The sequence below is a fragment of the Mesorhizobium sp. M4B.F.Ca.ET.058.02.1.1 genome, from assembly GCF_003952505.1.
Classification (GTDB): Bacteria; Pseudomonadota; Alphaproteobacteria; order Rhizobiales; family Rhizobiaceae; genus Mesorhizobium.
In genome coordinates this window covers 431,145-446,461 of the sequence record NZ_CP034450.1, presented here as the reverse complement: position 1 = coordinate 446,461, position 15,317 = coordinate 431,145, and the positions used below count along the sequence as shown (strand labels likewise).

The window sequence follows — 15,317 nt, the reverse complement described above, 5'->3', positions numbered from 1 at the left end:
AAACAAATCTCCGTGAGCAACAGCCCGGAAGCAATCGCCCACCATATCTGTAAACCCATCGAGGTGATGAAATGTCGAGCGCCTACGATCTCGGAACCGGTCTCGTCCGTCGTATCTACGAAAAGCGCATAGATGCACCGGCGATTCTTGATGCCGGCACGCATTTTCCCAATGCCACGAAGTTCACCGCCGCCTGGCAGGCGATCCGCGACGAGGCGCTTTCGGTGCAACACGGCAAGGTGCCGCGCTTCCACGATATCATGCCGGAGCAGGCGGAGATCTCGGCCAATGACGGCCTCGACTGGCGCATGTTCGTGCTCAAGGCCTACGATCTTCCGGTTCCGGAAAACCTGGTGCGTATGCCGGTGCTCAGCCGGCTGCTTGCCGGATGCCCGGAGGTAAAATCGGCGGCGATCTCGTTCCTGGCCCCGCGCAAGCACATCCCCAGCCATCGCGGACCTTTTCGCGGCATCATGCGGTTTCACCTTGGCCTCGCCATCCCGCGCCAGGCTGATGGGCGGCCGGCAACGATCATGATGATCAACCATCAGGAAAGACGCATCGCCGACGGCGAATGCATGTTGTGGGACGACACCTTCCCGCACGAGGTGACAAACCACGCCGACCAGCCCCGGATCGCCCTTCTCCTTGATGTCTGGCGTCCGCGAATGCCGCTGGACATGGAAATCCTGTCCCGGCTGATCGTTCGCGGCGTGCAGACTGGGATGCGCCACCGGGGCGTGTCTTTTTCGGGCTGAATGCGGGCCGACTGCCCTTCCAACAAATCAAGCGAAGACTGGAGATCGCAATGAAGATCAATGTGCCGCTCGTGGCAGCCTCGATCGCAATTCTTACCGGTGGTGCTGCATTTGCCGCGCAGGACCAGGCCTTCCTGTCGCCGCAGAGGGCAGCCGCCGTTCTCGCCGACGGCCGTCCCTGGTCTGCGGATACACCCGACGGCAAGACGCTCAAATTCACGCTCAAGAAGGATGGGACGGGAAGCATCCGTGGCCCCATGCCCTTCACGCTGTCCGTAAGCTGGTCCGTTAAAGGCGACCAGATCTGCATCGCCGGCAAGATGGGCACAAGGTGCCTGCGCTTTCGCGAGGCGCCTGGAGGGCTTCAGGGTTGGGACGGCGACAAGCCGGACCTGAAATTCAGCCGCTAGATGCCGGCAAAGGCGGACGATGCAAGCTTACACCCGCAGCCCCCTCGCCTCGCCGCCGCGCTTGCCGGGAACCATCATGTCCCTGGCCAGCAGGCCGCTGACGCGGCAGAACGCCATAAAGGCGCGACAGGCATCCTCGGTCTTGACCACATCCACCGTGGCGCCGAAGCAGGCGTTGAAGGCGGCCTCATGGACCTTGCCCTGGCGACGGGCCGGCCAGGCCTGCAGGAAATCGAGCGCCTGCTCGACGCCGTAGATCTCCTCGACCGGCAGGCCGGGCGCAGGCGCGATGCGCACCGGCACCTCGAATTGCAATCTGTCCATTCCAAGTCTCCCGACCGGTGCTGTCACGGCACCGGCGTTCGTCCTGAAAAATCGCTTTGGCCGGGCTTTTGACTCAGGAATGTGTCCTGAGTGCGGTAAGCCCGGCCTGGACCGAGAGAAACAGCGCGGCCGAGGCACCGCGCGTCAGTGTCTTGAATGTCTTGATGCGTTGCGTTGAAGTTGCAGTGAACATGTTTCCGAAAATGGCGCGCCACGCGACCACGGACGGCCGCCGCGCGGGTCGCGGCGCGAAAGAATGGGGAATGGTTTGATGGCGCGGTCCGCGACCGCCGAGATCAAGCGGAAGGCGGCGCGCGCGGCTAGTTGGTGCTCGCCTGCCGCGCGGATATGGCGGCTGGCGCGGCTGCCGCCTGGATCGGCGAATTCTGGTCGACCAGGAGAATATGGGCCGCCAGCGCAAGCGCGCCGGCATCGCTGCTCAGGAACTTGACCGGCAGCGCCCGGCCGGCGCGGAGCTCGAGCGCCTGCGTCTTGCCGGTGATGCGCGGCAGCGCGACCTGGTCGCCCTGCCGCGCCAAGCTGATGCCGGCGCCGCCCGAAGCGGCAGCGCTGATCGCCTGCTGCTGGGCGAGACCGAGCAGCGACACCGGCAGCAGCAGGCCGCCCTAACCAGTGACAGCATTGATCTTGCGCGCGTGGAAGCCATCAAGTCTCCAAACTCTTCCCTTCGCCCTACCCCGTCGAGCCGCATGAGAAAAGCACCGCGCCAATCCGGCACCGGACCGGGCGGACGGCTGGGACATCGGCCATCGGGGCCGAATAGTGCGGGCTTAAGTCCGGCAGCGGCAGTTCGTCCTTGAACCTTGCGGCTTCCGGTGCCAAATCTGGGGGGATTTTTCGTGACGGCTCGCATCAGGAGCCAACCACCCCGGCAAACGGACATAAATGGTCACCTATCTCGACGCCGCCACGGCACCGCTCAGAAACACCGGCCAGATCCGCCTCTATGGCGAGGAAGGCTTTGCCGGCATGCGCAAGGCCTGCGAGCTCACCGCACGCTGCCTCGACGAGCTGGTGCCGATGGTCGCGCCGGGCGTCACCACCGAGACGATCGACCGTTTCGTCTTCGAGTTCGGCATGGACCATGGCGCGCTGCCGGCGACGCTCAACTATCGCGGCTACACCAAATCGTCGTGCACCTCGATCAACCACGTCGTCTGCCACGGCATTCCCGACAACAAGCCGCTGAAGGACAGCGACATCGTCAACATCGACGTCACGTACATCCTCGACGGCTGGCATGGCGATTCCTCGCGCATGTATCCGGTGGGCACCATCAAGCGCGCCGCAGAGCGCCTGCTCGAGGTCACCCATGAGTGCCTGATGCGCGGCATCGCCGCGATCAGGCCGGGCGCCCGCACCGGCGCCATCGGCGCTGCCATCCAGACCTATGCCGAGGCCGAGCGCTGCTCGGTGGTGCGCGATTTCTGCGGCCACGGCGTCGGCCAGCTTTTCCACGACGCGCCGAACATCCTGCACTACGGCACCGCCACCGAAGGCGTCGAGATGCGGCCGGGCATGATCTTCACCGTCGAGCCGATGATCAATCTCGGCCGCCCGCATGTGAAGGTGCTGTCGGACGGCTGGACCGCGGTCACACGCGACCGCTCGCTGTCGGCGCAATACGAGCACACGATCGGCGTCACCGACACCGGCTGCGAGATCTTCACGCTCTCGCCGAAAAAACTCGACCGCCCCGGCCTGCCGGCCTAGTCTCCCTCAAAGCCTTCGGGGGTGGCGGGTTCATGGGAAAAACCGGCGATGACGAGCGGGGATTTTTCTCCGAGCGGTGGATCGAACCGCCGGCCGGCAAAGCGGCGGTCGAAAAGAGGGCGACACCAGAACAGCCGCACTATCATGGCCATCGTGACCGTTTGCGTGAGCGTTTCACGGCCGCCGGCGCCGACGCCCTCCCCGACTACGAACTTCTCGAACTGCTGCTCTTCCGGCTGATCCCGCGCGTCGACACCAAGCCGATCGCCAAGGCCTTGCTGGCGCGCTTCGGCACCTTCGCCGAAGTGCTCGGCGCGCCGGTCAACCTGCTGCAGGAGGTGAAGGGCATCGGCCCCTCGGTGGCGGTCGACCTGAAGGTGATCGCCGCGGCCGCGCAGCGCATGGCGCGCGGCGAGGTGCACGGCCGCGAAATCGTCTCCAACTGGACGCAGCTTCTCGACTATTGCCGGTCAGCCATGGCCTTCGAAAACCGCGAGCAGTTTCGCGTGCTGTTCCTCGACAAGAAGAACGGGCTGATCGCCGACGAAGTGCAGCAGGTCGGCACCGTCGACCACACGCCGGTCTATCCGCGCGAGGTGGTCAAGCGCGCGCTGGAGCTTTCGGCCAGCGCCATCATCCTGGTCCACAACCATCCGTCCGGCGACCCGACACCGTCGCGCGCCGACATCGAGATGACCAAGCAGATCATCGAAACGGCAAAACCGCTCGGCATCGGCGTCCACGACCACATCATCATCGGCCGAAAGGGCAATGCGAGCATGAAGGGGCTGTTGTTGATCTGAGTTCGGTGTCGATCTCTGCCCCACGCCGGCGACTTGGCCCGACGAAAGCATAGGTAGCATAGCTACTTGCCGCAATCTGATCCCTTTCGCATTTGACGCATGGCGCGCTCCTCGTCATGCTGGGGTGATGACAAGGGGCGTGCTGCTGGACCTCGCAGGCGTCATCTATGATGGCGCGACTGCCATATCGGGCGGGGTCGACGCCGTCGCGCGTCTGCGCCAGGCCGGTTTTTCCATACGCTTCGTCAGCAACACCACGCGCTCGTCGAAAAAGAAGGTTCTCGACCATCTGGGGGCGATGGGCCTCACCGCCGCCAAGGCCGATGTCTTCACCCCGGCGCAGGCCGCGCGCGAATGGCTGCTGCGCAACGGCCGCGCGCCATATCTGCTGGTCCACCCCGGCCTCGAACCGGATTTCGGCGAATTGCCGGCCCGCGACAAGCGCGCCGTCATCGTCGGCGACGCTGGCGACGCATTGACTTACGCGGTGTTGAACGACGCGTTCCGCGAACTGGTCGCGGGGGCCGAATTGCTGGCTCTCGCCACTAACCGGACATTTCGCGATGCCGATGGCGCGCTCAGCCTCGATGCCGGGCCATTTGTCGCCGCACTGGAGTTTGCCTCGCTGAAACGCGCGACCGTTCTCGGCAAGCCGTCACCGGCATTCTTTCTCTCGGCGCTGGCCTCGATGAATTGTCCGCCGGAACAGGCGATCATGGTTGGCGACGACGCCGAGGCCGACATAGCCGGCGCGCTCCGCGCGGGGCTTTCGGGCGCCTTGCTGGTGCGCACCGGCAAATATCGCCGCGGCGACGAGAAGCGCTTCGATCCGCCGCCGACCGCGACCGTCGCCGATCTCGCGGCGGCCGCCGATTGGATCATCGCGCGATCCAGTCCGACCTGAAAACGAGGCTCCGTGACTGCAGACGCGCCAGTTTGTCCACATGTACATCCCACGCATAGTCGGCTCTGGAATTTCAACCGCAAATCACGCTATGATGCCAGCGGCATTCACCGGGACGGCTTCGCGCCCCCTCGAATGCCGGGAGGACGGGACATGGCCATTGCGCTTGTACTCGTTTTGGTTGTTGTGGGCTCTGTGGTGTTTCACTTCCTGAGCCCATGGTGGTGGACGCCGATTGCCTCGAACTGGGACTATATCGACAACACCATCATCATAACCTTCTGGATCACCGGCGTCGTCTTCGCCGCCGTGGTGCTTTTCATGGCCTATTGCGTGTTCCGCTTCCGCCACCGGGAAGGCAACCGCGCCGCCTATGAACCGGAGAACAAGCGCCTCGAATGGTGGCTGACGGTCGTCACGGGAGTGGGTGTTACCGCCCTTCTGGTGCCCGGCCTGTTCGTCTGGAGCCGCTTCGTCACTGTCCCGAGCGACGCGACCGAGGTCGAAGTCATCGGCCAGCAATGGCAATGGAGCTTCCGCTTGCCCGGCAAGGACGGCAAGCTCGGCACCTCTGACACTCGCGACATAACGGCTGAAAATCCGCTCGGCGTCATCCCCGGCGATCCCAACGGCCAGGACGATGTCGTGGTCGAGGCGGCCGATCTGCACCTGCCGATCGGCAAGCCGGTCAAGATGGTGCTGCGCTCGGTCGACGTGCTGCACGATTTCTACATCCCGGAATTCCGCGCCAAGATGGACATGATCCCGGGCTCAGTCACCTATTTCTGGTTCACCCCGACCAGGACCGGAACCTTCCAGGTCCTGTGCGCGGAACTCTGCGGCCAGGGTCACCCGCTGATGCATGGCGTGGTCATGGTCGATACCGAACAGGACTACCTGGCCTGGCTAGGCCAGCAGCAGACTTTCGCGCAACTGTCGGCGCCCCAGAAGACGGGCTCGGCCGACCAGGCGACGGCGTCTGGTCTGGACGTTGCGGCAAAACTCGAAACTGTCGAGGCACGCTGAACAGGGCACGGAGGTGCCGCCATGGTCGATATCACGCCTGCAGATGCCGTACCGCCGGCCGAAGTCGCGGAAATGGAACTTTACCATCCGCACAGCTGGTGGACGAAATACGTCTTCTCGCAGGACGCCAAGGTCATCGCCATCCAGTATTCGGCGACGGCGACGGCGATCGGCTTCGTGGCGCTGATGCTGTCCTGGCTGATGCGGCTGCAGCTTGGCTTCCCCGGCACGTTCGACTTCATCACCCCCGAGGCCTATTACCAGTTCATCACCATGCACGGCATGATCATGGTGATCTACCTGCTCACCGCGCTCTTCCTAGGGGGCTTCGGCAATTACCTGATCCCGCTTATGGTCGGCGCGCGCGACATGGTGTTTCCCTATGTCAACATGCTGAGCTACTGGATCTACCTGCTCGCCGTGCTGGTCCTGGTGTCGAGCTTCTTCGCGCCCGGCGGACCGACCGGCGCCGGCTGGACGCTGTACCCGCCGCAGGCCATCATGACCGGCACGCCCGGCGGCCAGGACTGGGGCATCATCCTGATGCTCTCCTCACTTATCCTGTTCATCATCGGCTTCACCATGGGCGGCCTGAACTATGTCGTGACCGTGCTGCAGGCGCGCACCCGCGGCATGACGATGATGCGGCTGCCGCTCACCGTCTGGGGCATCTTCACCGCCACCGTGATGGCGCTGCTCGCCTTTCCCGCGCTTTTCGTCGCTTGCGTGATGATGCTGCTCGACCGCGTGCTCGGCACCTCCTTCTTCATGCCGGCGATCGTCGAGATGGGCGAACAACTGCAGCACAATGGCGGCAGCCCGATCCTGTTCCAGCATCTGTTCTGGTTCTTCGGCCACCCCGAGGTTTACATCGTCGCGCTGCCGGCCTTCGGCATCGTCTCCGACCTCATCAGCACCCATGCGCGCAAGAACATTTTTGGCTACCGGATGATGGTCTGGGCCATCGTCGGCATCGGTGCGCTGAGCTTTGTGGTCTGGGCGCACCACATGTATGTCAGCGGCATGCACCCCTATTTCGGTTTCTTCTTCGCCACCACCACGCTGATCATCGCCGTTCCGACCGCCATCAAGGTCTATAACTGGGTGCTGACGCTGTGGCGCGGCGACATCCATCTCACCATACCGATGCTGTTCGCGCTCGCCTTCATCGTCACCTTCGTCAATGGCGGGCTGACCGGGCTGTTCCTCGGCAATGTCGTCGTCGACGTACCGCTGTCGGACACGATGTTCGTCGTCGCCCATTTCCACATGGTCATGGGCGTCGCGCCGATCCTAGTGATCCTGGGCGCGATCTACCATTGGTACCCGAAAGTCACCGGCCGCATGCTCGACGAGACACTCGGCCGCTTCCATTTCTGGGTGACCTTCCTTGGCGCCTATCTGATCTTCTTCCCCATGCACTATCTTGGCCTGATCGGCATTCCGCGGCGCTACGCGGAGCTGACCGATATGACGATAATGACGGAGTCGGCCCATCATCTGAACTCGTTCATCTCGATCATGGCCTTCATAGTCGGCTTCGCCCAGATGGTGTTCCTGTTCAACCTGATCTGGAGCATCCGCAATGGCCGCGAGGCCGGCGGCAATCCTTGGCGGGCGACGACGCTGGAATGGCAGACGCCGGAGACCCCGCCGACCCATGGCAATTTCGGCAAGGAGCTGCCGATTGTCTATCGCTGGGCCTATGACTACAGCGTGCCGGGCGCCAAGGAGGACTTCATTCCGCAGAACGTGCCGGGCAATTTCGGCCTCTCCAAGGAGCCGGCATGAGCGTCATCCTGGTCTTCCTGGCTGTGATCGCCGGTTTCGCCGGCTGGTGGCTCTCGCACCAGCGGCTGACGGCGAAACCATGGTTGGAACAAGGCCTGGCAGGGGATTTCGTCGACCTCGACCGGTCGGCCCTGCCCACCGCCAAGATCGGCCTCGGCGTCTTCCTCGCCGTCGTCGGCTGCCTGTTCTCGCTGTTCACCAGCGCCTATTTCATGCGCATGGGCCTGTCGGATTGGCGGCCGCTGCCACTGCCGCGCCTCCTCTGGCTGAACACCGGCGTGCTGGTGCTGAGCAGCATCGCGCTGCAATGCGCCGTCGCCGCCGCGCGCAAATGCCAGGTCGACAATGTCCGGCTGGGTCTTGTCACGGCCGGGGTAACAGCGCTTGGCTTCCTCATCGGGCAGCTCGTGGCGTGGCGGCAACTGACCGAGGATGGCTATCTTCTCGCCGCCAACCCGGCCAACAGCTTTTTCTATCTGATCACCGGCATGCACGGCCTGCACATACTGGGGGGTCTGATCGGCCTTGGCAGGACGAGCGCTAGCGCCTGGAACGGCGCTCGGCCGGAGCGGCTGCGCCTCGGCGTCGAGCTCTGCGCCATGTACTGGCATTTCCTGCTTTTCGTCTGGCTCTGCATCTTCGCCCTTCTGGCCGGCTGGGCCGCGACGTTCATCGACATTTGCCGGCAGCTGCTGACCTAGGAGGCAGGCGATGGCTGAGACGACACTGGTGCATAGCGGCCAAACGGAGCCAAGGCCTTCCGGCTGGCAAGGCATTGCCGCTGACTGGGCCTCGGACCAGCGCGCGTTCAAGAACGTGTCCTGGGGCAAGGCCATGATGTGGATCTTCCTGCTCAGCGACACCTTCATCTTCGGCTGCTTCCTGCTCTCCTACATGACGGCGCGCATGTCGACGCGCGTGCCATGGCCCAATCCGAGCGAGGTCTTCGCGCTGCGCATCGGCGGCCAGGAGATTCCGCTGATCCTGATCGCCATCATGACCTTCGTACTGATCTCGAGCAGCGGCACGATGGCCATGGCGGTCAATTTCGGCTACCGCCGCGACCGCCGCAAGACCGCGATCCTGATGCTGTTGACCGCCGCGCTTGGCGCCACCTTCGTCGGCATGCAGGCCTTCGAGTGGACCAAGCTGATCACCGAAGGGGTACGGCCCTGGGGCAATCCCTGGGGCGCCGCGCAATTCGGCTCCTCGTTCTTCATGATCACCGGCTTCCACGGCACCCACGTCACGATCGGCGTGATCTTCCTGATCATCACGGCGCGCAAGGTCTGGCGCGGCGACTACGACATCGGGCGGCCCGGCTTCTTCACAAGCCGCAGGGGCCGCTACGAGAATGTCGAGATCATGGGCCTCTACTGGCACTTCGTCGACCTGGTCTGGGTGTTCATTTTCGCCTTCTTCTATCTTTGGTGAGAAGCAGGCTTTGTTGAGAGGAAGCTATGGCTGAAGCAACCGCAAACGGTCTCGGGCAACACGCACTGCACGCCGACCACGCGCATGACGCTGCGACGGTCGCCGTGGCCGAGGCGCATCAGGAGCATCCGATCAAGCTCTACCTGGTGGTCTGGGTGTGGCTGTTCATCCTCAGCACCTGCTCCTACTTGGTCGACTATTTCGGGCTGCACGGCTATCTCAGATGGTCGCTGATCCTGATCTTCATGATGCTCAAGGCCGGGCTGATCGTCGCCGTCTTCATGCACATGGCCTGGGAAAGGCTGGCGCTCGCCTATGCGATCATCCTGCCGCCGATATTGGTGCTGGTGTTCACGATGATGATGGTCTTCGAGTCCGACTACACGCTTTTCACCCGTGTAACGTTTTTCGGTGCCGGACCCTGACGCACAGCCGGAGTTGCTGGACGGTCGCCTCGCCTTGAAACAATGGATGGCTGAGCCATCTTTGTCGGTATCGGAGACGGTCGAAGACAGCCGTCGTTCCAATTGCATCACAACCTGAAGCAAGGGGAGCCAAAATGACGATCGCGAACAAACTGAAGCATTTCATCGACGGCAAGGGCGTTTCCTATGACACCGTCGAGCATCACCGCACGTCCACCAGCCGGCAGTCCGCCATCGCCGCGCATGTGCCCGGCAGCATCATGGCCAAATCGGTGGTCGTCCACCACGAGCTCGGTTATGCGCTGGCCGTGGTCCCGAGCACGCACAGGATCGAGCTCGGCACGTTGCAAAGCATCATGGATAAGCGTCTCGGGCTTGCTTCCGAGGACGAGGTGGTCTCGCTCTTCGGCGATTGCGACATCGGCGCGGTGCCACCGATCGGAGCCGCCTATGACGTGCCGGTGATCCTCGACGAAAGCCTTGGCAACGCCGACGACATCTATTTCGAAGGCGGCGACCACAGGACGCTCGTTCATGTCAGCGGCAAGGACTTTCGTAACCTGACAACGGATGCGCGCCAGGCCCGCTTCAGCCATCCGGCCTACTGAAGCTAGCTAAATGCATGTCACCCAAAAGTGTGCAGCGGTTTTGGGACAACGACATGCACAAAGACAAAAGCTTAAAGCGCGTCGCCTGAATCCGTTCAGACGCGACGCGCTTTAAGCCGCGCCGAAACGGCGCGGCCCCAAATCTCAACCTGCCGGTTTGACCGAAGGTGGCGGTTCCACGACCTTGCGATAGACGTGCCAGGTGGCGTGGCCGAGAATCGGCAGCACCACCGCCAGGCCGGCGAAGACCGGGATCGATCCGATGATCAGCGCAACGGCGACGATCAACCCCCAGACCGCCATCACGATCGGGTTCGCCATCACCACGCGCACCGAGGTGTGGATCGCCTCGTACGCGCCGACATCACGATCGAGCAGCAGCGGGAAGGCGACGACCGTGGTGCACAGCACCACCACGGCAAAGACGAAGCCGATGGCATGGCCGAGCACGATCAGCGTCCAGCCGCGCCCGGTGGCGAATATTTCGTTGATGAAGCCGGACAGCGATGCCGGCGGCGTCGGGCCGAAGAGATGCACGTAGAATGCCTGGGCGGTCAGAAGCCAGGCGATGAAGATCGCAAACAGCATGATTCCGACCGCCGCGATCGACGGCAAGGCGGGCGAGTTCTTGACCTCGAAGGCATGGCTCCAGGAGGCATCGAGACCGGCCTCCCGCCGGCGGCTGATTTCGTAGAGGCCGATCGCGGCGAACGGGCCGAGCAGCGCGAAGCCGGAGACCAGCGGAAACAGCAACGGCAACGCGTTGGCGCCCGATGTCCAGGCGGCGAGAACCACGCCGACCAGCGGATAGATCAGGCAGAGAAACACGATATGCGAGGGCTTGACCATAAAATCGTCGACGCCGCGTCTGAGCGCGTCGAAAAGATCGGAAACGCCGATTTTTCGAATTCTCGTATGCTCCAGCGTTTCGCTGGCACCTGCAATAACGTGAAAGCTCGCCATGACCATTCCTCCAGATCAGGTCCGGCGCGGTCGCGGTTTCATGGTGCTATCGTTCTGCGTGATTGGTCACGCAAACCGCAACCTGCACCACAAACACCATACACTTTTGCGCGGGACTTGTCGCCCTTTGTCGGCAAGGGATCCGGGTGGGCCCAAGCACAGGCTGGCTCGAAGATCCTTTTTTCGCTATTCTCCTGCAGGTCGAAGGTGAAGGTCATGGACACTCGGACGCTTCTCATACTCGGCCTTGGGATACTCATTCTGCTGCTGCTCGGATTCTTTGCGCTGCCGGCGTGATGGCTTTGGAAGCAAGGTTCTAGGCGGCCCGCGGGCTGCGGCTGCGAACCTGGCTCATGCCCATCGGGATCAGAGTGAGGCGACCACGCGCGAAACGATCCTGTCGCAGAGCAGCGTGGCGAAAATCGCGAAGAGATAAGCGATCGAAAAAGCAAACAGCGCCTTTGCCGGCGTCATCTCATTGTCGCGAGCGGCCAGCACCTTCCAGGCACGCCAGATGAAACCGATACCCAGCGCCGCTGCGACGACCCCGTAGAATCCGCTGGCGAATCCGAAAGGCCAGGGCAGCACCCCGATCGGCGCCAGGATGAGCGCGTAGGCGAAGATCTGTCTGCGCGTTGAAGCCTCGCCCGCCACGTTCGGCATCATCGGAATACCGGCGGCGGCGTAGTCGCCGACCTTGAACAAGGCCAGCGCCCAGAAATGCGGCGGCGTCCACAGGAAGATGATCAGGAACAGGATGAGGCTTTCGACACCGACGGCACCGGTGGCGGCCGCCCAGCCGATGACCGGAGGAAGCGCGCCCGCCGCACCGCCGATGACGATGTTCTGCGGCGTCGAACGCTTCAGCCACATCGTGTAGATCACGACGTAAAAGAAGATGGTGAAGGCAAGCAGCGACGCCGCGAGCCAGCCAACCAGCACGCCCAGCGTCATCACTGAGAGCGCCGAAAGCACCAGGCCAAAGCCGAGCGCTTCGCCCGGCGTGACGCGGCCCGAAGGCACCGGCCGCTTCGACGTACGCGTCATCAACGCATCGATATCGGCGTCGTACCACATGTTGAGCGCACCGGCCGCACCTGCCCCGATGGCGATCGCCGCGATCGCGATCACGGCGATGACCGGGTTCATCACGCCGGGCGCCACCATCAAGCCGACGAAAGCAGTGAAGACGGCAAGCGCCATGACGCGCGGTTTGAGCAGCGCGAAGAAATCGGCGGCCGTCGCTTCCGAGAGGCGAATGCCGTTGTCCTCGAGGCGGCTTTCCCTAGTCGACATTGCAGGCGACCACCGATGGAGGCAGGAAGAATGACTATTGCGAGAACTGCTTGAGATAGGCGATGACGTTGGCCACGTCCTGGTCGTTCTTGAGACCGGCAAACGCCATCTTGGTCCCTTTGACCATGGCCTTGGGATCGTGAAGATAGGTCGTCAGCGTCGGGTCGTCCCATTTGACGCCGGACTTGCCGGCATCGATCATCGCCTGGGAGTATGCGAAATCAGGGTGCGTGCCCGCCGTGCGGCCAATAACGCCATGCAATGAAGGGCCGATCTTGTTCTTGTCCTCGTCCGCGATGTGGCAGACCTTGCATTTGACGAAAACCTTCTCACCCGCCGCGGCGTCCTGCGCCTGCGAGGGATGGGCGGTGAAGGCTGTTACGGACACGGCTGCAATAAATGCGATGGCGCGCATATGGCACTTCCTCCCTGGTCGTCATCCTGCCTTGGACGATTCACGCAGCCGATCACGTCGGCTTGCGCCCTTTGATGGCAAGTACGGAATATCCGCACTGCCGCAGTGGAATTGCGGCACCTACATACCACGGATTCCGAACGGCGGATAGAAAAAGCCAGAGATTGCGATGGTTTAGGACGCGCTCAGGGTGGATCGGTGTTGCAAGCCCCGGCGATCCTGTCGACCGCCTCGCCAAGTCCGGAAAGGTCGAAATCCGCCTCGCCGCGTCCCGCCAGCAGGCCGAAGCGCCAGGAAAGCAGAAGCCGGCTCGCCGGCACCAGCCGCTTGATGCCATCGGCGCCATCCCTGACCAGCACCTTGCCGCGCGTACCGACGGACCAGCTCTCATCGAATTTGCGGTCGCCGTCGACAGTAACCGACATGGTGATCTTGCGGCTGGCGGACACGGCATCGTTGAGCTGCACCCATTCGCTCCAGTGCGGCTCGCCACCCGGCTGGCAGGCGATGGTCAGCACCGGACTGTAGCCCAGCGCGCCGCCACCGGTGAGAAGCTTGTTGTCGGCATAAAGCGAGGCGGTGACCAGACCGTCATTGCTGGTATCGAAACGCCAATTGTCGAGAGCGGCATCGGCCTCGGCCACGCCGCAGGCAGAGATGAAAGCGAGCGCCGCCGCCACCACGCCGCCCTTTTCGACGAACCGCCTCAACGATGCCTCCAACGCCCTCTGTTTCGCGACACAAGCGCAGATAATCATCAAGGTTTCGTATCGCCAGCCGCGCGCCACCATTCGAGCACGCCGCTGTTGCGCCGAAGCCACAACACCAGGCCTCAACGAAAAAGGCCGCCCGAGGGCGGCCTTTGGCAAATTCAAGTCTGGTACGCGCGTTACTCGGCGTCCTTGGCGGCCTTCTTTTTCGGCGCCGCCTTCTTTTTTGGTTCCTCTGCGTCGTCGCCGGCCTTGGCTTCACTTGCCTTGGCTTCGGCCTTCTTCGATGCAGCCTTTTTCGCCGGCTTCGCCTTGGCCACGGTCTCGCTGTCCTCGTCGTCGGCCATCAGTTCTTCCTTGCCGACCTTGACGTCGGTGACGGAGATCTGGCCGAGCAGATGGTCGACCACCTTCTCCTCGAACATCGGCGCGCGCAGCGTGTTCAGCGCGTCCGGGTTGTTGCGGTAGAACTCGAAGGCTTCCTGCTGCTGGTTGGCGGGAAAGCGGCGAACCTGCTCGAACAGGCCGCGCTGCAATTCCTCGTCAGAGACGGTGACGCCGGCCTTCTCGCCGATTTCGGCGAGCACCAGGCCGAGGCGCACGCGGCGCTCCGCCAGGCGCATATATTCCGCGCGCGCCTCTTCTTCCGTCGTCTCTTCGTCGGCGAAGGTGCGGCCGGCGGCTTCCAGATCGCGGTTGACCTGGTTCCAGATGTTGTTGAACTCGGCCTCGACGAGCTTCGAGGGCGCCTCGAACGAATAGGATGCGTCGAGCTGGTCGAGCAGCTGGCGCTTGACCTTCTGGCGCGTCATCGAGCCGAACTGGTTCTCGATCTGGCCGCGCACGATCTCGCGCAGGCGCTCCAGCGATTCCAGGCCGAGGTTCTTGGCCGTCTCGTCATTGATCTCGAGTTCGCCCGGCTTCGCCACTTCCTTGACGGTGACGTCGAAGGTGGCTTCCTTGCCGGCCAGATGCGCAGCCTGGTAGTTTTCCGGGAAGGTGACGGTGACCTGCTTCTCGTCGCCGGCCTTGGCGCCGATCAGCTGGTCCTCGAAGCCCGGGATGAACTCTTTGGAACCCAACACCAGCGGCTGGTCGTTGCCGGCGCCGCCGGAGAACGCCTCGCCACCGATCTTGCCGACATAGTCAATGGTCACGCGGTCGCCTTCGGCTGCCTTGCCGGTCTTCGGCTCATAGCTGCGCGCCGATTCCGCGATGCGCTTGACCTGCTCGTCGATTTCCGTGTCCGGCACATCGAACACCTGGCGTGTCACCTTGATGTCGGAGAAATCCTTGATCTCGATCGCCGGGATGATCTCGTAGTTGAGGCGGAACTCGAAATCGGCGCCGCCGGCCAGGATCTTTTCGGCCTCTTTCTCGTCCTCGGTCATGATCACTTCAGGCTGCATGGCGGCCTTCTCGCCGCGCCCGGTGATGATCGAACGCGTCGAATCGTTGAGGATCTCGTTGACGACCTCGGCCATGAACGACTTGCCGTAGACCTTGCGCAGGTGCTGCACCGGCACTTTGCCGGGGCGGAAGCCATTGATGCGAACCTTGTTGCGGGCATCCGTAAGCCGCGCCATCAGCTTGGCTTCCATGTCACCGGCCGGCACGGTGATCTTGATCTCGCGCTTGAGACCGGAGTTGAGCGTTTCGGTGACCTGCATCATAAAACCTTTGTTCTCACCCATGAGACTGCCAGACGGCCCATGC

General features: G+C 63.0%; 18 protein-coding genes. 11 read left to right on the top strand and 7 right to left on the bottom strand.

Features of this window, described 5'->3' with window-relative positions; translation table 11 throughout:
- The first annotated feature begins 71 nt into the window (after positions 1-71).
- Both EJ073_RS02175 and EJ073_RS02170 read left to right on the top strand, forming a co-directional pair.
- Positions 72-758: an aspartyl/asparaginyl beta-hydroxylase domain-containing protein gene (locus EJ073_RS02175; protein WP_126054235.1), complete on the top strand. Its 687-nt coding sequence runs from the start codon at positions 72-74 to the stop codon at positions 756-758.
- 50 nt (positions 759-808) lie between these two features.
- Positions 809-1,168, top strand: a complete 360-nt coding sequence (locus EJ073_RS02170; RefSeq protein WP_126054234.1) for a hypothetical protein — start codon at positions 809-811, stop codon at positions 1,166-1,168.
- A 27-nt stretch (positions 1,169-1,195) separates the two neighbouring features.
- On the opposite strand, the gene EJ073_RS02165 is transcribed toward EJ073_RS02170, so the two are convergent.
- Positions 1,196-1,492, bottom strand: coding sequence for a DUF982 domain-containing protein (locus EJ073_RS02165; RefSeq protein ID WP_126054233.1), 297 nt, complete (start codon positions 1,490-1,492; stop codon positions 1,196-1,198).
- 320 nt (positions 1,493-1,812) lie between these two features.
- On the bottom strand, positions 1,813-2,100 hold the full coding sequence (locus tag EJ073_RS02160; RefSeq protein ID WP_245455452.1) for a hypothetical protein: 288 nt from the start codon (positions 2,098-2,100) through the stop codon (positions 1,813-1,815).
- 298 nt (positions 2,101-2,398) lie between these two features.
- On the opposite strand from EJ073_RS02160, the gene map reads away from it, so the two are divergent.
- The 9 genes from map (at position 2,399) to EJ073_RS02115 (ending at position 10,217) form a co-directional block, all read left to right on the top strand.
- Positions 2,399-3,226, top strand: coding sequence for a type I methionyl aminopeptidase (gene map / locus EJ073_RS02155; protein WP_126054231.1), 828 nt, complete (start codon positions 2,399-2,401; stop codon positions 3,224-3,226).
- 32 nt (positions 3,227-3,258) lie between these two features.
- Entirely contained in the window at positions 3,259-4,029 is a 771-nt protein-coding gene (radC, locus tag EJ073_RS02150) for a DNA repair protein RadC (RefSeq protein WP_126054230.1), read from the top strand.
- Positions 4,030-4,168: 139 nt separating this feature from the next.
- Positions 4,169-4,933, top strand: coding sequence for a TIGR01458 family HAD-type hydrolase (locus tag EJ073_RS02145; RefSeq protein ID WP_348627231.1), 765 nt, complete (start codon positions 4,169-4,171; stop codon positions 4,931-4,933).
- A gap of 153 nt (positions 4,934-5,086) precedes the next feature.
- Positions 5,087-5,959, top strand: a complete 873-nt coding sequence (locus EJ073_RS02140) for a cytochrome c oxidase subunit II (RefSeq protein ID WP_126054228.1) — start codon at positions 5,087-5,089, stop codon at positions 5,957-5,959.
- 21 nt (positions 5,960-5,980) lie between these two features.
- Positions 5,981-7,750: a cytochrome c oxidase subunit I gene (ctaD, locus tag EJ073_RS02135; RefSeq protein ID WP_126054227.1), complete on the top strand. Its 1,770-nt coding sequence runs from the start codon at positions 5,981-5,983 to the stop codon at positions 7,748-7,750.
- Positions 7,747-8,451 carry a cytochrome c oxidase subunit 3 gene (locus EJ073_RS02130; RefSeq protein WP_126054226.1) on the top strand — a complete coding sequence of 235 codons (705 nt, stop codon included), beginning with the start codon at positions 7,747-7,749 and terminating at the stop codon, positions 8,449-8,451. The genes ctaD and EJ073_RS02130 overlap by 4 nt, the downstream gene beginning before the upstream one ends.
- A gap of 10 nt (positions 8,452-8,461) precedes the next feature.
- Complete coding sequence (locus EJ073_RS02125; RefSeq protein ID WP_126054225.1) at positions 8,462-9,184, top strand: heme-copper oxidase subunit III family protein; 723 nt, start codon at positions 8,462-8,464, stop codon at positions 9,182-9,184.
- 26 nt (positions 9,185-9,210) lie between these two features.
- Positions 9,211-9,609 carry a cytochrome C oxidase subunit IV family protein gene (locus tag EJ073_RS02120; RefSeq protein ID WP_126054224.1) on the top strand — a complete coding sequence of 133 codons (399 nt, stop codon included), beginning with the start codon at positions 9,211-9,213 and terminating at the stop codon, positions 9,607-9,609.
- A 134-nt stretch (positions 9,610-9,743) separates the two neighbouring features.
- Positions 9,744-10,217, top strand: a complete 474-nt coding sequence (locus EJ073_RS02115; protein WP_126054223.1) for an aminoacyl-tRNA deacylase — start codon at positions 9,744-9,746, stop codon at positions 10,215-10,217.
- A gap of 144 nt (positions 10,218-10,361) precedes the next feature.
- Here EJ073_RS02115 and EJ073_RS02110 read toward each other — a convergent pair whose 3' ends face one another.
- The 5 genes from EJ073_RS02110 to tig form a co-directional block, all read right to left on the bottom strand.
- On the bottom strand, positions 10,362-11,180 hold the full coding sequence (locus tag EJ073_RS02110; RefSeq protein ID WP_126054222.1) for a DUF2189 domain-containing protein: 819 nt from the start codon (positions 11,178-11,180) through the stop codon (positions 10,362-10,364).
- A 366-nt stretch (positions 11,181-11,546) separates the two neighbouring features.
- The gene (locus tag EJ073_RS02105; RefSeq protein ID WP_126054221.1) at positions 11,547-12,476 is read right to left on the bottom strand and encodes a heme o synthase; all 930 of its coding nucleotides are present in this window, start codon (positions 12,474-12,476) and stop codon (positions 11,547-11,549) included.
- 34 nt (positions 12,477-12,510) lie between these two features.
- The gene (locus EJ073_RS02100) at positions 12,511-12,891 is read right to left on the bottom strand and encodes a cytochrome c family protein (protein ID WP_126054220.1); all 381 of its coding nucleotides are present in this window, start codon (positions 12,889-12,891) and stop codon (positions 12,511-12,513) included.
- A 185-nt stretch (positions 12,892-13,076) separates the two neighbouring features.
- Positions 13,077-13,601: a hypothetical protein gene (locus tag EJ073_RS02095; protein WP_126054219.1), complete on the bottom strand. Its 525-nt coding sequence runs from the start codon at positions 13,599-13,601 to the stop codon at positions 13,077-13,079.
- A gap of 179 nt (positions 13,602-13,780) precedes the next feature.
- Entirely contained in the window at positions 13,781-15,271 is a 1,491-nt protein-coding gene (tig, locus tag EJ073_RS02090; protein ID WP_126059058.1) for a trigger factor, read from the bottom strand.
- Positions 15,272-15,317 lie beyond the last annotated feature (46 nt).